General features: G+C 56.3%; 19 protein-coding genes. 16 read left to right on the top strand and 3 right to left on the bottom strand.

The genetic code is table 11. The annotated features are described in order from the left end of the window. Positions 1 to 34 precede the first annotated feature (34 nt). On the bottom strand, positions 35 to 1,279 hold the full coding sequence (locus tag ACTVIM_RS09740) for a glutamate-5-semialdehyde dehydrogenase (RefSeq protein ID WP_445612468.1): 1,245 nt from the start codon (positions 1,277 to 1,279) through the stop codon (positions 35 to 37). Continuing rightward, complete coding sequence (proB, locus tag ACTVIM_RS09735; RefSeq protein WP_445612467.1) at positions 1,276 to 2,400, bottom strand: glutamate 5-kinase; 1,125 nt, start codon at positions 2,398 to 2,400, stop codon at positions 1,276 to 1,278. The genes ACTVIM_RS09740 and proB overlap by 4 nt, the downstream gene beginning before the upstream one ends. 522 nt (positions 2,401 to 2,922) lie before the next feature. Between proB and ACTVIM_RS09730 the strand changes: the two genes are divergently transcribed. The 14 genes from ACTVIM_RS09730 to paaX all read left to right on the top strand — a co-directional run bounded on the left by ACTVIM_RS09730 (position 2,923) and on the right by paaX (position 16,665). Then, positions 2,923 to 3,129 (top strand): hypothetical protein, encoded by a 207-nt coding sequence (locus tag ACTVIM_RS09730; protein ID WP_156961396.1) that lies wholly within the window; start codon positions 2,923 to 2,925, stop codon positions 3,127 to 3,129. Positions 3,130 to 3,221: 92 nt separating this feature from the next. Then, complete coding sequence (gene ilvD, locus ACTVIM_RS09725; RefSeq protein ID WP_033019062.1) at positions 3,222 to 4,901, top strand: dihydroxy-acid dehydratase; 1,680 nt, start codon at positions 3,222 to 3,224, stop codon at positions 4,899 to 4,901. Positions 4,902 to 5,529: 628 nt separating this feature from the next. After that, positions 5,530 to 6,855, top strand: coding sequence for a phenylacetate--CoA ligase PaaK (gene paaK / locus ACTVIM_RS09720; RefSeq protein WP_445612466.1), 1,326 nt, complete (start codon positions 5,530 to 5,532; stop codon positions 6,853 to 6,855). Positions 6,856 to 6,947: 92 nt separating this feature from the next. Further along, positions 6,948 to 7,916, top strand: coding sequence for a 1,2-phenylacetyl-CoA epoxidase subunit PaaA (gene paaA, locus ACTVIM_RS09715; protein WP_339232901.1), 969 nt, complete (start codon positions 6,948 to 6,950; stop codon positions 7,914 to 7,916). Positions 7,917 to 7,928: 12 nt separating this feature from the next. After that, positions 7,929 to 8,282, top strand: a complete 354-nt coding sequence (gene paaB / locus ACTVIM_RS09710; protein WP_445612465.1) for a 1,2-phenylacetyl-CoA epoxidase subunit PaaB — start codon at positions 7,929 to 7,931, stop codon at positions 8,280 to 8,282. Beyond that, positions 8,258 to 9,085 (top strand): 1,2-phenylacetyl-CoA epoxidase subunit PaaC, encoded by an 828-nt coding sequence (gene paaC / locus ACTVIM_RS09705; RefSeq protein ID WP_445612464.1) that lies wholly within the window; start codon positions 8,258 to 8,260, stop codon positions 9,083 to 9,085. The genes paaB and paaC overlap by 25 nt, the downstream gene beginning before the upstream one ends. A 155-nt stretch (positions 9,086 to 9,240) precedes the next feature. Continuing rightward, positions 9,241 to 9,717, top strand: a complete 477-nt coding sequence (gene paaD, locus ACTVIM_RS09700; RefSeq protein WP_031408971.1) for a 1,2-phenylacetyl-CoA epoxidase subunit PaaD — start codon at positions 9,241 to 9,243, stop codon at positions 9,715 to 9,717. Between the two features lie 24 nt (positions 9,718 to 9,741). Next, a complete protein-coding gene (locus ACTVIM_RS09695) occupies positions 9,742 to 10,053 on the top strand; it encodes an EthD family reductase (RefSeq protein ID WP_031408974.1) in 312 nt (103 codons plus the stop codon). After that, a complete protein-coding gene (locus ACTVIM_RS09690; RefSeq protein ID WP_033021318.1) occupies positions 10,046 to 10,822 on the top strand; it encodes an enoyl-CoA hydratase/isomerase family protein in 777 nt (258 codons plus the stop codon). Before ACTVIM_RS09695 ends, ACTVIM_RS09690 begins: the two co-directional genes overlap by 8 nt. A 12-nt stretch (positions 10,823 to 10,834) precedes the next feature. Beyond that, the gene (locus tag ACTVIM_RS09685; protein WP_445612463.1) at positions 10,835 to 11,608 is read left to right on the top strand and encodes an enoyl-CoA hydratase-related protein; all 774 of its coding nucleotides are present in this window, start codon (positions 10,835 to 10,837) and stop codon (positions 11,606 to 11,608) included. 16 nt (positions 11,609 to 11,624) lie between these two features. Then, the gene (locus tag ACTVIM_RS09680; protein WP_033021323.1) at positions 11,625 to 13,142 is read left to right on the top strand and encodes an aldehyde dehydrogenase family protein; all 1,518 of its coding nucleotides are present in this window, start codon (positions 11,625 to 11,627) and stop codon (positions 13,140 to 13,142) included. 303 nt (positions 13,143 to 13,445) lie between these two features. Further along, positions 13,446 to 14,309, top strand: coding sequence for a 3-hydroxyacyl-CoA dehydrogenase (locus ACTVIM_RS09675; RefSeq protein WP_144974836.1), 864 nt, complete (start codon positions 13,446 to 13,448; stop codon positions 14,307 to 14,309). A 26-nt stretch (positions 14,310 to 14,335) separates the two neighbouring features. Then, positions 14,336 to 15,547 (top strand): thiolase family protein, encoded by a 1,212-nt coding sequence (locus ACTVIM_RS09670; protein ID WP_445612462.1) that lies wholly within the window; start codon positions 14,336 to 14,338, stop codon positions 15,545 to 15,547. Between the two features lie 260 nt (positions 15,548 to 15,807). Beyond that, on the top strand, positions 15,808 to 16,665 hold the full coding sequence (paaX, locus tag ACTVIM_RS09665; protein ID WP_445612461.1) for a phenylacetic acid degradation operon negative regulatory protein PaaX: 858 nt from the start codon (positions 15,808 to 15,810) through the stop codon (positions 16,663 to 16,665). Positions 16,666 to 16,718: 53 nt separating this feature from the next. Here the strand turns inward: paaX and ACTVIM_RS09660 are convergent, their stop codons facing one another. Beyond that, positions 16,719 to 17,273: a gamma carbonic anhydrase family protein gene (locus ACTVIM_RS09660; protein WP_144974830.1), complete on the bottom strand. Its 555-nt coding sequence runs from the start codon at positions 17,271 to 17,273 to the stop codon at positions 16,719 to 16,721. 69 nt (positions 17,274 to 17,342) lie between these two features. Here ACTVIM_RS09660 and ACTVIM_RS09655 point away from each other — a divergent pair, with 69 nt between their 5' ends. Then, positions 17,343 to 18,293, top strand: coding sequence for an NAD(P)H-dependent flavin oxidoreductase (locus tag ACTVIM_RS09655; RefSeq protein ID WP_445612460.1), 951 nt, complete (start codon positions 17,343 to 17,345; stop codon positions 18,291 to 18,293). A 398-nt stretch (positions 18,294 to 18,691) separates the two neighbouring features. Then, complete coding sequence (locus tag ACTVIM_RS09650) at positions 18,692 to 19,828, top strand: Glu/Leu/Phe/Val dehydrogenase dimerization domain-containing protein (RefSeq protein ID WP_445614342.1); 1,137 nt, start codon at positions 18,692 to 18,694, stop codon at positions 19,826 to 19,828. Positions 19,829 to 19,908 lie beyond the last annotated feature (80 nt).

Genomic DNA, 19,908 nt, shown 5'->3' with positions numbered 1-19,908 from the left:
CGGGAGTGCAGGGGGTCCCGCTTCCCGCCTTTGGTTACACGGTTCGAATTTGCCCGATCCCGTACACGAGCGATTTCGTTGTCGTGATGGCCACAAGCCCCATCGGCCCGCGGGCATGCAGCTTTTGGGTGCTGATGCCGATTTCTGCCCCGTAGCCGAACTGTTCGCCATCCGTGAAGCGGGTGGACGCGTTATGGTACAAGACCGCCGCGTCGACCGCTTGGAAAAAGCGGCGGACGTGCGCCTCGTTTTCGGTGATGATCGCTTCCGAATGTTTCGTCCCGTAGCGGCGGATATGCTCGATCGCTTCATCGACATCGGCGACGAGTTTCACGGCCAAAATCGGCGCCAAATATTCCGTATGCCAGTCTTCTTCTGTCGCTTCGTTGACAAACGGATGCATAGCGGCAAGGCGGCGGTCGCCGCGCAGCTCGACGCCGCGAGCGTGAAGCGCCTCAAGCAGCTCGCCGGCGTGCGGCCACCGTTCGTGAATGAGCACCGTTTCGACGGCGTTGCAGACGGACGGACGCTGCAGTTTGGCGTTTACGACGATATCGACCGCCATCGACCGCTCGGCTGATTCGTCGATGAAAATATGGCAGTTGCCGACACCGGTCTCGAGCACTGGCACGGTGGCGTTTTCGACGACCGAGCGGATCAACCCCGCTCCGCCGCGCGGAATGAGGACATCAAGATAGTCGTTGAGGCGGAACATGCGCTGGGCCGTTTCCCGGCTCGTGTCTTCGAGCAGCTCAATGGCGGTTTCCGGGATGGCCGTTGTGCGAAGCGCCTCTTTCATGACGGCCACAAGCGCTTTGTTGGAATGAAGCGCCGATGAGCTGCCGCGAAGCAAGACGGCATTGCCCGTTTTTAGGCAAAGGCTGGCGGCATCGACCGTCACGTTCGGGCGCGCCTCATACACCATGCCGATCACCCCAAGCGGCACGCGCACCGTTTGAATGCGAAGCCCGTTCGGCCGCGTCCATTCGGCTACGATTTCCCCGACCGGGTCAGGCAATGAAGCGACTTGGCGGACGCCACCGATGATTTGATCGATCCGTTCATTCGTGAGCTGCAGCCGGTCAAGCAAAGCCGGCGACAGCCCTTGCGCGCGGCCGGCGGCCATATCGTTTTCGTTTGCCGCCAAAATGACGGCCCGTTCGCGGTCGATGGCTTGGGCGATCTGTTCCAATGCCGCGTTTTTTTCTTCGGTAGACAGCATGGCTAACGTGTGTGCCGCCGTTTTCAACCGTTCGGCTTTTTCCAGCAGTTCGTTCATCTTTGGACACGCTCCTTTCGCAAAGTGACCCAATTGTCGCGGTGGATGACTTCCGGGCGGTGAAGGTAAGAGTATTGCCGGGCCTCTTCGCTCGGCCGCCCTTTCACTTTTTTCAAATCGGCGGCGGCGTAATACACTTGGCCGCGGCCGATGGTAATGCCTTTTTCATTGACGACGTCGACGACATCCATCGCATGGAAGTCGCCGGAAACGGCCGTGACGCCGGCGGGAAGCAAGCTTTTCCCGCGCACAAGCAGCGCTTCCTCGGCGCCGCTGTCAACGGTGATCGTGCCGGAAACGGGGGCGTGATAGGCGATCCATTGCTTGCGCATTTGCATTGGTTTCGGAAACGGAACGCCGATGTACGTACCGTCCCCTTTTCCAGCCAAAATATCGGCGAGCTTTTCTTTGCCGCTTCCCGTGCCGATGAAGACGCTGACACCGAACGAGAGCGCTTTTCGGGCGGCCAACAGCTTTGAGCGCATGCCGCCGGTGCCGACCGCTGAGCCGCTGCCACCGGCTGAGGCGAGCATCTCGCTTGTAATCTCCGGCAAAAAGGCATACTTTTTCGCCTGCGGGTTCGTTTTCGGATTGGCGTCGTACAGCCCGTTAATGTCGGTGAGCAAAACGAGCGCATCGGCGTGCAAAAAGCCGGCGACCAAGGCGGAAAGCATGTCATTGTCGCCAAACGTCAGCTCCTCAGCGGAAACCGGATCGTTTTCGTTAATGACTGGGACGGCGCCGTGCTCAAGCAATGTCGTGATCGTCGTAAACAAGTTGCGAAACCGCTCGCGGCTGTAAAAATCGCTGCGCGTCAACAACAATTGGGCGGCGGTGAAGCCGAATCGGGCGAACGCCGAACTGTACGCCTGCATGAGCAGGCTTTGTCCGACGGCGGCGGCCGCCTGTTTGCCGGCGAGCGTCGTCGGCCGCGCCGGGTAGCCTAACGGTCCGAACCCGGCCGCGACCGCCCCCGAAGTGATGAGAATGACGTCATGGCCAAGCTGTTTCAGGTGCGCCATGGCTTCGACGTGATCATGAAGTTTGTCAAGGCATAGGCCGCCTTTTGGATCGGTGAGCGAGCTGCTTCCGATTTTGACGACGACGCGCTGCCGTTTCATGGCGTTCCCTCCTTTGCGAGTTTTGCCGCTGTCTAAGCCATTGGTGTTTGCCGCCCGTTGGAAAGGCGGCCAACAAAAAAACGCTTCTCCTCCTTTGACAAAAGGACGGAAAAGCGTTCCGCGGTACCACCTTTTTTGGCGCACAAAGCGCCCACCTCTGGCCTATAACGCAGGCATGCGGCTTATGTTTGCATAAGCGGCCGTCTAGGGCAGGTTCAACCGGCTTCCCGCGAGGAACCTTCCAGCCTATGGGTTCCACTCTCTGGCGCGTTCCCTCGGTTTACTAGTCCCGTGCCGTTCCCGTTGATCCATTGTCATCGTCCAGAACGATAGATAGTTTGTAAGAAATTATGCCGGCAAATTCGGCTGTTGTCAAGAGAGAAGGAAACGGAACGATCAACGCAGCGCAAATCGCTCGTTGTCCTCCATCGGGAAACCGGGCGACCAATGTGTTCCGTGCCGCCTTCCCCGCTTGCGGCCGTTGTCCTCCGCCGGGAAACCCGGTGACCGCCGTTCCGTTGGGTGGAAGCATGGAGAAAAAGCGCAAACCGTCTTTATTTCCCAGCGAACGCTGGCGATGGTACGAACAGCATTTTCACCAGCTTTTCCGGTCTGTTTGGCGAGGCGATCGGGATACAGCCGCTTTCGCTGGCGCAAAGGAATGGCGAACGGCCGGAGCTTGGCTGGGAAGCGGCGCTGCCGCTGACTTGGACTGCGGGCAGCAAATGAAAACGTATTCAAAATAAAGATAATTGTCTTTCTATTAGAAAAAGTGGTACAATACTAGCAACCTAGCACTTTGTACGATGGAGGGACAACAGATGAAAAAACGGCGCAGCGACATGATCAAAAAAGGGTTTGACCGTGCTCCGCATCGGAGTTTGCTGCGGGCGGCTGGCGTGAAAGACGAAGATTTTGACAAACCGTTCATTGCCGTGGTCAACTCGTACATCGACATCATTCCGGGGCACGTCCATTTGCAAGAGTTTGGAAAAATCGTCAAAGAAGCGATTCGCGAGGCGGGCGGCGTCCCGTTTGAAATGAATACGATCGGCGTTGATGACGGCATTGCGATGGGCCATATCGGGATGCGCTATTCGCTTCCGAGCCGGGAAATCATCGCGGATTCGATTGAAACGGTCATTTCCGCGCACTGGTTTGACGGTATGGTGTGCATTCCGAACTGTGACAAGATTACGCCGGGGATGATGATGGCAGCGATGCGGCTCAACATCCCGACGATTTTCGTCAGCGGCGGGCCGATGAAAGCCGGTGTCACGAAAGATGGGCGCAAAATCTCGCTTTCGTCCGTGTTTGAAGGCGTCGGCGCGTATTTGGGTGGAACGCTCGATGAAAAAGGGTTGGAAGAGCTCGAACGCTACGGCTGTCCGACGTGCGGGTCGTGTTCCGGCATGTTTACCGCCAACTCGATGAACTGTTTGGCTGAAGCGCTTGGGTTGGCTTTGCCGGGCAACGGCACGATTTTGGCGGTCGACCCGGCGCGCAAAGAGCTCGTCCGCCGCTCAGCGAAGCAGCTCATGTATTTGATTGAGCATGATATTAAGCCGCGCGACATCGTGACGGAAAAAGCGATTGACAACGCGTTCGCGCTCGATATGGCGCTCGGCGGCTCGACGAACACGGTGCTGCATACGCTGGCGATCGCCAATGAAGCGGGCATTGATTACTCGCTCGAGCGGATCAACGAAATCGCCGCCCGCGTGCCGCACTTGGCGAAGCTCGCACCGGCCTCCGATATTCATTACATTGAAGATTTGCACGAAGCCGGCGGCGTCTCGGCGGTGCTGAATGAATTGGCGAAAAAAGAAGGGACGCTGCATTTGGATACGCTGACCGTCACCGGCAAGACGCTCGGCGAAAACATCGCCGGCTGTGAAGTGAAAAACGATGACGTCATTCGGCCGATTGACAACCCGTATTCGGAAACGGGGGGCCTCGCCATTTTGTTCGGCAACTTGGCTCCGGACGGCGCCGTCATTAAAACGGGCGCGGTTCAAGGCGGCATTACCCGCCATGAAGGCCCGGCGATCGTCTTTGATTCGCAGGAAGAGGCACTGGAAGGCATCGCCAGCGGCAAAATCCAACCGGGTCATGTCGTCGTCATCCGCTATGAAGGGCCAAAAGGCGGTCCAGGCATGCCGGAAATGCTGGCGCCAACATCGCAAATTGTCGGCATGGGGCTTGGCACCAAGGTGGCGCTTGTGACCGACGGCCGCTTCTCCGGCGCCTCGCGCGGCCTGTCAGTCGGGCATGTGTCTCCAGAAGCGGCGGAAGGCGGCCCAATCGCCTTCATCCAAGACGGCGATATCATTGAAATCGACACAGTGAAACGGACGATCAACGTCAAGCTGTCCGACGAAGAGCTCGAACGGCGCAAAGCGAACTGGAAAGGCTTTGAGCCGAAAGTGAAAACCGGGTACCTCGCCCGCTACTCGAAACATGTCACCTCGGCGAGCACGGGCGGGATTATGAAAATTTAGTAGTTTGTCGTATGGATGAATCGAAATCCGTTCACGCAACGCTTCCGAGGATGATGAAAATTTAGTGGTTTGTCGTATACCGCGTTCGCTTGATAAAGCGCGGCAAGATGTCGAGGAGATGATGAAAATTTAGCAGTTTGTCGCCTAGCAGAGGCGGAAGCGCATATGATCACGAAGGGGATCCAGCCGTTGACGGATCCCCTTTTTTATTTTGTCGCGCCGATTTCACGATATGAAAAGCGTATTCGACTATATAAGTTGCAATTTGGGTTTACATGGCATTGTTCAATCTTCTTGTCACCGTGCCAGCTTGTCAGGTGATAAAGCCGGGACATGGAGGTCGGAAATTCTTTATTACAACCTATATCGTATGAAGCACGGGAGAGCCGCAAACAACGCCTTTGGCGCGGACTTCGGCTGCGGGGCGCCTGTTTCTGCGTGCCTTTGTCAGAAACGAAGAACCGAAAGCGGCTGCTTTTTTCTTGGCGGATGAAGGCAAAAACGATATTGACATTTTATAATATTTAGACTATTTTAAGATTGGATATGATATTTTATATATATTACGTTTATATAACGTTATATATTTTTATATTTTTGGAAGCGCTTTAAAAAGGGGGCGGAAACGATGATTTTCCATGACATCGAGACGGCTGCACGCTGGGAGCTTGAGGCGCTCCAGCTCGAGCGGCTGCGGGTGACGGCAGAGCGGGTGTATGCGCGGGTGCCGTTTTATCGGCAACGGTTTGATGAATGCGGAGTGAAGCCGGAGGACATCCGCACGCTTGAGGATGTGCGCAAACTCCCGTTTACGACAAAGCGGGATTTGCGGGATCATTATCCGTTTGGTTTGCTCGCGGTCGATCTTTCCCAATGTGTCCGTGTGCACGCTTCAAGCGGCACGAGCGGCAAACCGACGGTGGTCGCTTACACGAAGAAGGACATTGAGCACTGGGCCGATATTGTGGCGCGGGCGATTGTCATCGCGGGCGGAAAACCGGGGGATGTGATTCATAACGCCTATGGATACGGGCTGTTTACGGGCGGGCTCGGGCTGCATTATGGCAGCGAGCGGCTTGGCGCCGTGACGGTGCCGGTATCCGGGGGCAACACCGACCGGCAAGTGATGATCATTGAAGATTTTCAGCCGACCGTCATTTGCGCCACGCCGTCCTATGTATTGAACATTGCCGAACGGATGAAGGAGCTGGGCAAAGATCCGCGGCAAACATCGCTCAAATACGGCATCTTCGGGGCGGAACCGTGGTCCGAGGAAATGCGGCGCACGCTTGAAGAAACGTTTGATATGAAGGCGTGCGACATTTACGGGCTGAGTGAAGTGATCGGCCCGGGGGTGGCGATGGAATGCCACGAAGTGCAAAACGGCCTCCATATCGCCGAGGACCATTTCCTCGTGGAAGTGATCGACCCGAACACGCTCGAGCCGGTGGCGGAAGGAGAAGAAGGAGAGTTGGTGTTTACGAGCTTGACGAAAGAGGCGTTTCCGGTCATCCGCTACCGGACGGGCGACATCGCTTCCGTGACGAGAGAGCGGTGCGCTTGCGGGCGGACGACGGCGCGCATGTCGCGGGTCAAGGGGCGGGTTGATGATATGATCATCATCCGCGGCGTCAACGTGTTCCCGTCGGAAATTGAACACCATCTGCTTCGTGTCTCGGAACTGGCTCCGCACTATCAGCTGCACCGTCTCCGAAACGGACATTTGGAAGCGGTGGAATTGCATGCCGAAGTGACCGAGCAATTTTACGGTGAGACAGGCGGAAAGTTGCAAGGGGAAGCGGTCGACCGACTCATCCACCGCATTCAAGCGCTGCTGAAAACACACTGCCTCATTTCGATCGACGTTCATCTCCATCCTCCAAAAACGCTCCCGCGCTCGGAAGGAAAAGCGGTGCGTGTCGTTGACCGGCGCGGACAAGAGCATGCGGTGTAACGATTGAAAAAATAGTTGCTAATTTTATAACGTTAAAATATAATAACGTTAAATAAACGTTATATATTATGATTTTAACAGGGGGAGGAAGGATGGCAGCGATGATGACGTTCACCCGCCTGTCCAATGAGGAGAAATACGAACGGTTTATGCAGCGCATCGAGGCGGGGGAAAAGATCGAAGCCGATGACTGGATGCCGGATGAATATCGAATGACGCTCATCAAGCTGATTGCGATGCATGCGGTGAGCGAAATTATGGGAGCGCTTCCGGAAAAAGAATGGGTGCCGAAAGCGCCGTCGCTGCGCCGGAAGCTTGGCATCATGGCGAAGGTGCAGGACGAGATGGGGCACGGCCAGCTGCTGCTGCGGGTGGCAGAAGATTTGCTGGCGCCGCTTGGGAAAACGCGGGAAGATTTGATCGAAGATTTATTGAACGAACGGTTGAAGTTTCATAACGTGTTTCATATGCCGGCGCCGACATGGGCGGACGCCGGGTTGATCGGGTGGCTTGTCGACGGGGCGGCGATTATGACGCAGACGAATATGCTGGATGCCTCATACGGACCGTACGCACGGGCGCTGAAGCGCATTTGCGCCGAGGAAGTGTTTCACGCCCAGCACGGCGAGTCGATCATTTTGGCGCTCGCCGAAGGGACGAAGGAGCAGAAGGAGATGCTGCAAGAGGCGCTCAACCGTTGGTGGGAGGCGTTGCTCATGTTTTTCGGCCCGCCGACGGCCGACACGACAGGAACCTCGAAGCAAGACATCACGATCAAATACCGCATCCGCACGAAAACGAATGAACAGCTGCGCCAAGACTTTTTTACAAAATATGTGCCGCGCATTGGGGCGCTTGGTCTGAAGATTCCGGATGAGACAATGCATTTTGACAAAGAGAAGGGCCAATGGATTTACCGGCAGCCGGACTGGGAGAAGTTTAAACAAATCATTCGCAACAATGGTCCAAAATCGCAAGAGCGGCTGGAGCTGCGGCGGACGGCATATAAGCAGAACGCCTGGGTGCGCGAGGCGCTCAGTGCGGTGCGGACGGCCGGATGAGGAGGGATGGCCATGGCGGGGAAAGAACGAGAATTTTATCAAGTGTTTGAGGTGTTCAGCCGCAAAGCGCCTGATGCACCGATGCAGCATCAATTCAGTCTGCTTGCCCCCAATGAGGAGATCGCGCTCGTGATGGCGCAGGAAAACTTTATGCGCCGTGAGCCGGTCGCTGACCTTTGGGTCGTAAAGCGGGACTATATCCGGCGGATGAGTGAAGACGAAAAAGCAGCGCTCAAGCGGCTTGACAACAAAGATTACCGGCTGACGCGGGGATATGGGGATTTGAAAAAGCGGTGGCGCAAATATGAACAACAGGCGTTGGACGAAAAAGAAATTTTGTCATGGAAAGGCGAGATTCAACGATGAGTGAAAAGCATGTCGATGCGAACGGCCGGGAGGCGTTGACGGAGCTGTTGTTCCAGCTGGCCGACGATGACTTTTTGCTTGCCTACCGCGGCTCGGAATGGCTCGGCTTGGCGCCGCATATTGAGGAGGACATCGCGTTTTCTTCCATCAGTCAGGACACGATGGGCCATGCGGCCATGTATTATCAGCTGCTTGAACATCTTGGCTGTGGATCAGCCGACGAACTGGCGCACGCCCGCCCGGCTTCGGCCTGGCGCAATGCGGTTTTGCTCGAACGGGCGAACGGCCCGGGGCATTATTTGCGTGAACCTCGCTATGATTGGGCGTTCACCGTTGTTCGCCACTATTTTTATACGCAGGCCAAACGCGTCCGTCTCGAATCGCTGACCAAAAGCAGCTATGCCCCGCTCGCGGAAGTAGCGGCGAAAATTCAAGTGGAGCTGCACTACCATTTGCTTCATTGGCATACGTGGTTTGTCCAGCTGACGAATGCCCCTGGGGAAGCGCGGACGCGAATGACCAAAGCCATTCAAGACGTGGCCGCTGATTTTGCCGGTGTGTTGACGCTCGGAGCGAAAGGAACGGACATGGTGCGGTGGGGGCTGATTGATGAGGAAAAGGTGCTGACCGAAAACACCATTGCCGCGCTGGCGCCGGCGTTTGCCGAAGTGGGACTTGAGTGGCCGATGCCGTTTGGCATGAAGCATGGCAACGGCCGCAACGGCGAACATACGCCCGATTTGGACGAAGCGCTGGCAACGTTGTCAGAAGTATACCGCGCCGTCCCGCATGCGATATGGTAATGCCGGAGCCGCTGTTTGCCAACGTGCGGCGTTGGGCGTGACGCCTCCTTATGACGATGAAGTGTTTGTTCAAGGAGCAAAACGGTGCACCATTGGCGGCACTAGGCAGCCTAAGCGGGAAAACGGCAGCGGGTTGGAAAATGTGAGGGAGAGCCATGACAAATGAAGAGGTGTGGAAAGCGTTAGAAACGGTGAAAGACCCAGAGATTCATTCGATTAGCATTGTCGAGCTTGGGATGGTGGAACAGGTTGACGTTCGGGATGAAGCGGTCTCGGTCTGTCTGCTGCCGACGTTTCTCGGCTGTCCGGCGCTTGATATCATCCGCACGCGGGTGGAGGAAGCGGTGAAGCAAGCAGGGGCTTCGGCGGTGACGGTTGAGTTTCTCCGCCATCCGCCGTGGACGTCCGATCGGATCAGCGAAGCCGGACGGGAGCGGCTGAAGCAGTTTGGCATCGCTCCGCCGCCGCGGCAAATGCCGTCAGGGGCGTGGCAAGTCGAGTGTCCGTATTGCGGGGCGGAGCGGACCATTATGGAAAATTTGTTCGGCCCGACCGCCTGCCGCAGCATTTTCTACTGCAAACAATGCAAAAATCCGTTTGAGGCGATGAAGCCGGTATTGATTTCGGGATAAGAAAAGGGAAAGGAGACGTTCGTGATGTTTAAAATGATTGCCTTGTACAAACAGCCGAAAGATAAGGAACAGTTTGACGCCCATTATTATGGAACGCATGTGCCGTTGACGGAAAAAATTCCTGGCCTCCGAAAAATCGAGGTGACGAAAATTACGGGGACGCCGATGGGGACGGAAAGCGAGTATTATTTGTTGTGTGAAATGTATTACGACAGCCAAGAGGCGTTCCAAGAGGCGATGAAAACGAAAGAAGCGAAGGCATCGGCCAAAGATGTCATGTCATTTGCCGGCGATCTCGTCACCTTTATGGTCGGTGAGGAAGTGGAACATGAGTGAGTGGACGTTCCTTGCGGTGCGGCAAGAGGGAGCGGTTGGCGTCATTGAACTGGCCCGCCCTGATGTGTTGAATGCGCTCAGCCGTCAGATGGTGGCGGAAATCGTCGCCGCCGTCGAATCGTTCGACCGGGATGAAGCCGTGCGTGTCATTGTGCTCACCGGACGCGGGCGGGCGTTCGCCGCTGGGGCCGATATTCAAGAGATGGCGGACGATGACCCCATTCGTCTTGAGTGGCTGAACCAGTTTGCCGATTGGGATCGCCTGTCCCTCGTGAAAACGCCGATGATTGCCGCTGTCAACGGCTTAGCGCTCGGCGGCGGCTTCGAGCTGGCGCTGTCATGCGATTGGATCATCGCTTCGGCCGCAGCGGAATTCGGTTTTCCAGAAGTCAACCTCGGCGTCATGCCAGGAGCGGGAGGCACGCAGCGGCTGACGAAGCTCATCGGGCCGAAGCGGGCGCTCGAGTGGCTTTGGACCGGGGCGCGCATGTCGGCGAAAGAAGCCGAGCAGCTAGGGATTGTCACCCGCGTCGTCAGCCCGGAGCTTTTAATGGAAGAAACGATGCGGTTGGCCGGGCGTCTCGCTGAACAGCCGCCTTTGGCTCTTCGGCTGATCAAAGAGGCGGTGCAAAAAGCGGTCGACTACCCGCTGTATGAAGGCATGCAATTTGAGCGGAAAAACTTTTACCTATTGTTCGCCTCGGAAGACCAAAAAGAAGGAATGGCGGCCTTCCTCGAAAAACGAAAGCCGCGCTTCCAAGGAAAATAAGGGGGGCGTCCGATGTACGAAACGATCCGTTATGAAGTGAAGGGGCAAGTCGCCTGGCTGACGCTCAACCGCCCGGATCAGCTCAATGCGTTTACGGAACAAATGAATGCGGAAGTGACAAAGGCGCTGAAGCAAGCAGGAGCGGATCAAAACGTCCGCTGCGTGGTGATCACCGGCGCCGGCCGAGCGTTTTGCGCCGGCGAAGACTTGAGCGGCGTGACGGAAGAAATGGACCATGGAGACGTGTTGCGCACCCGATACGCGCCGATGATGAAAGCGCTTCATCATCTGGAAAAGCCGGTTGTCGCCGCGGTGAACGGAGCGGCGGCCGGCGCGGGCATGAGCTTGGCGCTGGCGTGTGATTTCCGGCTTCTCTCGGAAAAGGCGAGTTTCGCTCCCGCGTTTATTCACGTCGGTCTTGTGCCGGATGCGGGGCATCTGTACTATTTGCCGCGCCTCATCGGGCGGGCAAAGGCGCTTGAGCTTGCGGTGCTCGGGGAAAAAGTGGCTGCCGAGGAAGCCGTTGCTCTTGGGCTGGCCACCAAGGTGATTCCGCTCTCGTCTTGGGAAGAGGAAGTCAGGCAGTTTGCCGAGCGGCTGGCGGCCATGCCGACGAAGGCGATTGGACTGATCAAACGGCTGCTTCGCGAAAGCCAAGAAGCGACGTTTGACCGCTACCTCGAACGGGAAGCGGAATGCCAGCGCATCGCGGGCTTGACATCCGACCACCGCGAAGGCGTTAAGGCATTTTTTGAGAAACGGAAACCGATTTTCCAAGGAAACTAAGCAAGGGGGAAAAACGATGGCGACTGTCAAGCAAAAGAAAATGGAACCGATGCCGACGAAACGCGATTTCTATCATTTGATTATCAATGGGGAGCGGGTGGAAAGCGCCGCGGGCGAAACGTTGGTCGTCACCAATCCGGCCACGGGCGAACCGGTCGCTCGCGTCGCCAAAGGGACGCGCGAGGATGCCGAGCGTGCGGTGCAGGCGGCGCGGCAAGCGTTTGACCGCGGGAAATGGCGTCATTTTCCGGTGCAAAAACGGGCGCGCATCTTATACCAAATTGCGTCCATCATGCGCGAACGTTTCAATGAATTGGTGGAGTTGGAAATTTTGAATACCGGCAAAGCGTTGTCGGCGGCTCAAGGGCAAGTGATGCAGGCGATTGAAGACTTTGAATTTTTCGCTGGGGCGATCATTGGGCACCGCGGGGCGGTCAACCCGATGCCGGGGGCGTTTCACAACTATACAGAAAAGGAGCCTGTCGGCGTGTGCGCCCAAATTATTCCTTGGAACTATCCGCTCATGATGGCAGCTTGGAAAATTGCACCGGCCATTGCCGCGGGATGCTCGGTTGTCGTCAAACCAGCGTCGCTGACGCCGCTCACCTGCCTTGTGCTGGCGGAAATTTGCCATGAGGCTGGCGTGCCGGAAGGGGTCGTCAATGTGGTGACAGGCGCCGGAGCGGAAGTGGGGGACGATTTGGTCGAACATCCGCTTGTCGACAAAGTGGCGTTTACCGGATCGACGCCGGTCGGGAAGGAAATTATGGAGAAAGCGGCGAAAACATTAAAACGGGTGACGCTCGAGCTGGGTGGCAAATCGCCGAGTCTTGTGTTTGCGGACGCTGATTTGGAAGCCGCTGTCGCCGGCTCATTGTTCGGCATTTTCTACAACAGCGGCCAATCGTGCGAGGCGCGCTCCCGCTTGTATGTGCATGAAAGCATCTATGATGAGTTTATGGAAGCGTTCGTGGCCAAAACGAAACAGCTGAAGCTCGGTGATCCGTTTGATGCCGGCACGCATGTGGGAGCGATCATCAGCCGCGGTCAGCTCGAAGTGATCGATGAGTATGTGCAGTCCGCGGTCGCTGATGGAGCGACGATCGCCGCCGGCGGAAAAGAGGCGGTCGTGGCCGGATTTGAAAACGGTTACTGGTATGAACCGACGATTTTGACGAACGTGAACCAGCAAATGAAAGCGGTTCGCGAAGAAATTTTTGGACCGGTTGTCGTCGTGATGAAATTCCGCGATGAAGCCGAAGCCGTTGAATTGGCGAACGACAGCGACTATGGACTGGCCGCCGCGATTTGGACAAAAGATCATGGCCGCGCCGTTCGCGTAGCCAAACAGCTGCGCTCCGGCATTGTCATGGTCAACAGCCCATTCTCCGCTTTCCCAGGCACGCCGTTTGGCGGCTACAAACAGTCCGGATTTGGGCGCGAGCTGTCTGTCGAGGCGCTTGATTTGTACACCGAAACGAAAAGCGTGCTGTCGTATTATGGTCCGCGTCCGCTTAATCCGTTTGGCGTCTAAGGCTTTTCACCGTTTTGCATTTGTCACGATACGAGAGCGTGTCGCGTCCTTGGAAGCAGCGTCCAGTTTGTCGCCCTTGCAGGCAAAGGCCGGTTAGGGCGAGCGATGGAGAGACATGTCCGCCCGATTGATGCGTTTCCATTTTTGGTGGCGGGCGGCCATGGGGCAGATCTATCTGGCTATCGAGCACCCCGTCGCTCGTGATGGGGTGCCCATTCATTTGGCGGCGTCCGCTGCTTGGTGAAAGGCACACCGGCTTGAGGCATCCGCCATGATATGCGAGAGCAGGAGAGGGGGAAGACGATGATCGAACGCCTTGTTGTCGTCGGCAGCGGCGTGATGGGGAGAGGCATTGCCTATGTCGGCGCTGTCGGCGGATTCCAGACGATCGTAGTGGATATTCAGCAAGAACAGTTGAAGAGCGCCCAGAAAGAGATTGCTTCGCTGTTCGAACAAGCCGTTGCTCGCGGGAAATTGACCGACAGCGAGCGGCAAGAAGCCGAGGCGCGCCTGTCGTATTCACTTGATTTAGCGTCCGCTGTGCGCGATGCCGATTTGGTGATCGAGGCGGTGCCGGAAAAGCTTGAACGGAAAAAACAAGTGTTCGAGACGATGGACGCCCATGCGCCGGCGTCGTGCTATTTTGCGACGAATACGTCCACCATGAGTCCGACCGAAATCGGTTCGTTTACGAAGCGGCCGGAGCGGGTGATCGCCATGCACTTTTTCAATCCGGTCCATAAAATGAAGCTGGTGGAAATCATTCGTGGCCTTGAGACGAGCGACGAGACGGTGCAAGTGGCGAAAGAAGTGGCCGAGCGAATGGGGAAAGAGACCGTTGTCGTCAATGAATTTCCGGGATTCGTCACCAGCCGGATCAGCGCCCTTGTCGGCAATGAAGCGTTTTACATGTTGCAAGAAGGGGTCGGGACGCCGGAAGAGATCGACAAGGCGATCAAGCTCGGCCTCAATTTCCCGATGGGGCCGTTTGAGCTCGCAGATTTAGTCGGGCTTGATACGCGACTGAACAACTTAAACTATTTGCACGAAAAACTCGGAGAAAAATACCGCCCGGCGCCGCTTTTGGAGCAATACGTCAAAGCGGGGCGGCTCGGCCGCAAAACCGGCCGCGGCGTCTATGACTATACGAATCGGGAAGACAGCTAATCCGCGAGAAAAGGAAGGGAGAAAACATGGGCAGAGAAGTCGTGATTGTCGATGCCGTGCGCACCCCGATCGGCCGCTATAAAGGGGCGTTGAAAGACGTGCGGCCGGACGATTTGGCCGCCGTCGTCATCCGGGCGCTCATGGAACGCAACCCGAACGTGCCGCCGGAGCAAATCGACGATGTCGTATTGGGAAACGCGAACCAGGCGGGGGAAGACAACCGCAACGTCGCCCGCATGGCAGCGCTATTGGCCGGGCTGCCGATTGAGGCCGCGGGGGTGACGGTCAATCGGCTGTGCGGTTCGGGGCTTGATGCGGTCAATTATGCGGCGCGGGCGATTTTGGCCAATGAGGCGGACATCGTGATCGCAGGCGGCGTGGAAAGCATGACGCGCGCTCCGTTTGTGATGGCCAAACCGTCAAGCGATTTTCCGCGCGGCAATATGGAGATGTACGACACGACGATCGGCTGGCGCTTTATCAATCCGAAGATGCACGAAATGTACGGCACCGACAGCATGCCGCAAACGGCGGAACATGTGGCGAAGCGATTTGGTATTACACGCGAGGCGCAAGATGAGTTTGCTTACGAAAGCCAAATGAAAGCGAAACAAGCGCTCGAAACGAACCGGTTTGCCGATGAACTCGTGCCGGTCGTTTACCACGACCAAAAAGGTAACCGGATCGTTGTTGACAAGGACGAGCACCCGCGCCCGGATACGACGTTGGAGAAGCTGGCCAAGCTGCCGCCGCTGTTTGAAAACGGCACCGTAACGGCTGGCAATTCCTCGGGCATTAATGACGGGGCGGCGGCGCTGTTGTTGATGAGTGCCGATAAAGCGAAAGCGCTCGGTTTAAAGCCGTTAGCCAAATACGTAACGTCCGCTGTCGCCGGCGTGGAACCGGCGGTGATGGGAATCGGCCCGATTTTTGCGACGCGCAAAGCGCTGCGGCGCGCCGGGCTGTCCATCGATGACATTGGGCTTGTCGAGCTGAACGAGGCGTTTGCCTCGCAAGCGCTGGCATGCATCCAGCAGCTTGAGCTTGATCGGGCGAAAGTGAACGTCAACGGGGGGGCGATTGCGCTTGGCCATCCGCTTGGTGCGAGCGGCGCCCGCATTTTGACGACATTGATTTACGAAATGCGAAAACGCGGTGTCACCTATGGCTTGGCGACGATGTGCATCGGCGTCGGCCAAGGAATCGCGACGATGGTGAAAAACGCCGATGAACGGTGAGAGCGCCTTGCCTTGGTTCGGCGGAAAGGCTGGTTATGTTCAGACGACGGCCCGTCATCCAGCCAGCTCAAATGATGCCTGTCTAAGTTAGATGAAAATACCGAAGCTGTGGCCGCATGTTTTTATCTCATCGAGAGCCGCCTGCCTTTTTAGTGGTGCGGTTCTTTTTTTATTCCTTTTGTTTTTTCGTCCGTCTTGCCAGCGTGATAAAAGTTTGTTACGATTATAGTTCGAAAACAAGATAAAGGGAGCTTCGTCAGATGAATACGCGCTCACTCATTTTCACGATTTACGGCGACTACATCCGCCATTATGGCGGCGAAATTTGGATCGGCAGCTTGATCCGCCTTCTTCGCGAGTTCGGCCATAACGACCAAGCGGTGCGGGCAGCGGTGTCGCGCATGAGCAAACAAGGCTGGATCCGCGCCGAAAAGCGCGGCAACAAAAGCTACTATTCGCTCACGGAGCGCGGCGTCAAGCGGATGGAAGAAGCGGCGCGGCGCATTTACAAAACGCGCCCCGAGCATTGGGACGGGAAATGGCGCATTCTCATCTATACGATTCCTGAGGATAAGCGGCATTTGCGCGATGAACTGCGAAAGGAACTTGTTTGGAGCGGATTCGGCACGATTTCCAACAGCTGCTGGATTTCACCGAATAATTTAGAGCAACAAGTGTACGACTTGATCGACAAGTATGACATCCGCCCGTATGTCGACTTCTTTCTTGCTGAATACGATGGACCGCATACAAATAAGCAACTTGTGGAAAAGTGCTGGAACTTAGAAGAGATCAATCAAAAATATGAACAGTTTATCGCGGTCTACAGTCAAAAATACGTCATTGACAAACATAAAATTGAGCGCGGCGAAATGTCGGACGCGGAATGTTTTGTCGAGCGGACGAAGCTCGTCCATGAATATCGAAAGTTTTTGTTTATCGACCCGGGGCTGCCCGAGGAATTGTTGCCGAATGAGTGGATGGGAAGCCATGCGGCCGCTTTGTTCAACGATTATTACCAACAACTCGCGGCACCAGCCAGCCGTTTCTTTGAAGCGGTGTTTCAGGAAGGAGCGGAGCTTGGCAAAAAGGAAGAGGAAGCATGTTCGCTTGAATGAACACGGATGCACGGCGGAAGTTCCGTCGTGCATCCGGTGGACAAGCGGCGGACTCAAAGCGCCTCGCCGCTCGGTGAAGGGCTGTGTTGTTTCATGCCGGCCAACTCGTTTCGATACTCTTTTCCTTTTTGGACGTATGTAGCCACCGACAGCTCAATGAGCGCCAAATCGCGGTCCGTCAATTCGCGCACCACTTTCCCAGGCGAGCCGATGACCAGTGAACGGGGCGGAATTTTTTTGCCGGATGGAATGAGGGTATGGGCGCCAATGATGCACTCCTCGCCGATTTCCGCCCCATCTAAAATCGTGGAGCCCATGCCGATGATCGAGCGGCGGCGGATCGTGCAACCGTGCAGCACCACGTTATGCCCTACTGTCACTTCATCTTCCACCACAAGCGGAGAGCCTTCGTACAAATGGCACGTCGTATTGTCTTGAATGCTCGTGCGCGCCCCTATCGTGATTGGTCCTTCATCGCCGCGAAGCACGGCATTGAACCAAACCGTCGACTCCGCGCCGATAGTGACATCGCCAATCACGCGGGCTCCCGGCGCGATGAAGGCGGTTTCATGAATGCGCGGTTTTTTGCCTTTATACGGATAAATCATTCCCATCCCCCCAAGCATTGTGATATAGTTATAGTAAGTATAACACATTTTTCACGGAGTGGGAACAAAATGAATGATGTTTGCCGTTTGCTTGGCCTTCGTTATCCGATCATTCAAGGGGGGATGGGCAACATCAGCAACGCCGAGCTGGCGAGCGCCGTATCGGAAGCCGGGGGGCTTGGAACGATCGGGGCAGGAACGATGCCGCCCGCTGAGGTGGAGGCGCTGATTATCGAAACGAAGCGGCGCACGAGCCAGCCGTTTGCCGTGAACATCCCGCTGCAGGTGACGCCGCACGCTGCAGAGATCGCCGAGCTTGTCATCAAACATCAAGTGCCAGTCGTTTCGCTTTCCGCCGGCAATCCGGCGCCATGGATTCCGCGTTTTGCCGAAGATGGCATCAAGGTGATCGTCGTTGTTGCCTCGGTCCAGCAGGCGAAAAAAGCGGAAGCGGCAGGCGCCGATTTAATCGTCGCTGAAGGATATGAGGCGGCCGGAATCAATTCGCCGCTCGAGCTGACGACGATGACGCTCATCCCGCAAGTCGCCAGCGCTGTCCGCGTTCCGGTTATTGCCGCCGGCGGCATCGGCGATGGGCGCGGGCTGCTTGCCGCGCTGGCTCTCGGCGCGCAAGGGGTGCAGCTCGGCACAAGGCTGGTGGCCACGAAGGAAGCGCCGTTTCATGAAGCGTATAAACAGCGGCTTGTCGAGGCAAAGGAAAATGAAACGGTGATTGTCGGCCGCTCGGTCGGGCGCATTCGCCGCGTCATGCGCACGCCATATGCCAAGAAGCTGCTCGCGTATGAACAGCAAGGCATGCCGCTCGAGCAGTTTCAAGAATATACATCGGAGGAGCGCCATCGCCGCGGCGCGCTTTCCGGCGATTTCAGCGAAGGATTCATCAACGCGGGGCAAATCGCTGGCCTCATCGATGACGTGCCAACGGTGGCCGAGCTGTTTGAGCAAATGATGACGGAAGCGAAAAGGCAGTGGCAATCATTATCCAAGCTATTTCGCTGATCGAACGAAGACGCCTGTCAAACGGCGTCTTTTTTTGATGAAAGAAAATGACAGAAAAACGGGTTGACGGTGAGGAGCATCATTGATACTATGTAAATAGTATAACGTTATTTTTTCGTAATAAAAATTTTTATTATATTAATTTGTAAACGCTTTCAAGCAGTGAAGTGAAGGAGGAAGACAGACGACCGCCCGCTTTCTTTCGCTTGCCGCCGCGGGGACGAAGTGGCCAAAGGAGCCCGAACGGGTGAGGGAGCGTAAAGCGGGGAAGAGAACAGCAGACAGGTGCACGTCAAGCCAAGGGGTGGAACGGCACTCAGATGACGCGGCAGGAGACGAAAATTTGGGGCATGCAGACGCGGATCGAGGACATTGACGGAGGGAGAGGCACGATGGCGATGATCGTGACGGCTCAAACGAAAGAAACGTTTGATTTATTTGCCTATATGCGCGAGCATGAACAAGTGGTGTTTTGCCATGATGAAGGAACCGGGCTCAAGGCTATTATTGCCATCCATAGCACGGCGCTGGGACCGGCGCTTGGCGGCTGTCGGATGTATCCGTACGCGACGACGGAGGAAGCGCTCATCGACGCGCTGCGGCTATCGAAGGGGATGACGTACAAATGCCTAGCTGCCGATGTCGATTTTGGCGGCGGCAAGGCCGTCATTATCGGCGACCCGCGCAAAGACAAATCACCCGAGCTGTTTCGTGCCTTCGGGCAGTTTGTCGAGTCATTAGGCGGTCGATTTTACACCGGCACCGATATGGGGACGACGCCGGAGGATTTCGTTCATGCATTGAAAGAAACCAATTGCATCGTCGGTGTGCCGGAAGCCTATGGCGGCAGCGGCGATTCATCGATTCCGACCGCCGAGGGCGTTGTTTACGGCATTCAGGCGACCAACGACGTGGTGTTCGGCAGCAAGCACTTGCATGGCAAAACGTATGCAGTGCAAGGACTCGGAAAAGTCGGAAAAAAAGTGGCGCTTCGTTTGCTTGAAGAAGGGGCGGATCTGTATGTGTGCGATTTGAACGAAGCGGCAGTGGAAGAGGTCGTAGCGTACGGCAAGCAAATCGGGGCGTCCGTCAAACCGGTAAACGGAACGGATATTTATCGCGTCGAAGCCGATGTGTTTGTCCCGTGTGCATTTGGCGGCGTCATCAACGATGAAACGATCACCGAGCTGCGGGTGAAAGCGGTCGTTGGCTCGGCAAACAATCAGCTGGCTGACAAACGCCACGCCCGCATGTTGAAAGAAAAAGGCATCGTGTATGCCCCTGATTATATCGTCAACGCCGGCGGGCTCATTCAAGTAGCCGATGAACTGTATGGAGCGAACAAAGAGCGGGTGCTTTCGAAAACGAAAGCGATTTATGAAACGCTGCTTGCCATTTACGAGCGGGCTGAAGCGGCCGGAGTGACGACGGTGGAGGCGGCTGACCGCTTTTGTGAAGAACGGCTCCAACAGCGGCGCCGGCGCAACGATTTTTTCGCCCATCAACAGCGCCCGAAATGGGCCATTCGCCGCTGATGCAAAGAGCGCTCGCCGGGAAACGTAGGACGCAGCACAAACAGGGGAGGCTGGGGCAAAGCCGTTTTGCTGCCGGTTGA

The organism is Geobacillus sp. YF-1 (assembly GCF_052692335.1).
This window is presented reverse-complemented; position numbering and strand designations above follow the sequence as displayed.

Bases quoted from the DNA above. Each gene is read 5' to 3' on its own strand.
- paaK (WP_445612466.1), top strand. From the start codon at position 5,530: ATGATTTTCCATGACATCGAGACGGCTGCACGCTGGGAGCTTGAGGCG.
- ACTVIM_RS09660 (WP_144974830.1), bottom strand. From the start codon at position 17,273: ATGATTTATCCGTATAAAGGCAAAAAACCGCGCATTCATGAAACCGCC.
- paaA (WP_339232901.1), top strand. From the start codon at position 6,948: ATGGCAGCGATGATGACGTTCACCCGCCTGTCCAATGAGGAGAAATAC.
- paaX (WP_445612461.1), top strand. From the start codon at position 15,808: ATGAATACGCGCTCACTCATTTTCACGATTTACGGCGACTACATCCGC.
- proB (WP_445612467.1), bottom strand. From the start codon at position 2,400: ATGAAACGGCAGCGCGTCGTCGTCAAAATCGGAAGCAGCTCGCTCACC.
- paaC (WP_445612464.1), top strand. From the start codon at position 8,258: ATGGAAAGGCGAGATTCAACGATGAGTGAAAAGCATGTCGATGCGAAC.
- ACTVIM_RS09695 (WP_031408974.1), top strand. From the start codon at position 9,742: ATGTTTAAAATGATTGCCTTGTACAAACAGCCGAAAGATAAGGAACAG.
- ACTVIM_RS09690 (WP_033021318.1), top strand. From the start codon at position 10,046: ATGAGTGAGTGGACGTTCCTTGCGGTGCGGCAAGAGGGAGCGGTTGGC.
- ACTVIM_RS09675 (WP_144974836.1), top strand. From the start codon at position 13,446: ATGATCGAACGCCTTGTTGTCGTCGGCAGCGGCGTGATGGGGAGAGGC.
- ACTVIM_RS09680 (WP_033021323.1), top strand. From the start codon at position 11,625: ATGGCGACTGTCAAGCAAAAGAAAATGGAACCGATGCCGACGAAACGC.
- ACTVIM_RS09670 (WP_445612462.1), top strand. From the start codon at position 14,336: ATGGGCAGAGAAGTCGTGATTGTCGATGCCGTGCGCACCCCGATCGGC.
- paaB (WP_445612465.1), top strand. From the start codon at position 7,929: ATGGCGGGGAAAGAACGAGAATTTTATCAAGTGTTTGAGGTGTTCAGC.
- ACTVIM_RS09650 (WP_445614342.1), top strand. From the start codon at position 18,692: ATGATCGTGACGGCTCAAACGAAAGAAACGTTTGATTTATTTGCCTAT.
- ilvD (WP_033019062.1), top strand. From the start codon at position 3,222: ATGAAAAAACGGCGCAGCGACATGATCAAAAAAGGGTTTGACCGTGCT.
- ACTVIM_RS09740 (WP_445612468.1), bottom strand. From the start codon at position 1,279: ATGAACGAACTGCTGGAAAAAGCCGAACGGTTGAAAACGGCGGCACAC.
- ACTVIM_RS09685 (WP_445612463.1), top strand. From the start codon at position 10,835: ATGTACGAAACGATCCGTTATGAAGTGAAGGGGCAAGTCGCCTGGCTG.
- paaD (WP_031408971.1), top strand. From the start codon at position 9,241: ATGACAAATGAAGAGGTGTGGAAAGCGTTAGAAACGGTGAAAGACCCA.
- ACTVIM_RS09655 (WP_445612460.1), top strand. From the start codon at position 17,343: ATGAATGATGTTTGCCGTTTGCTTGGCCTTCGTTATCCGATCATTCAA.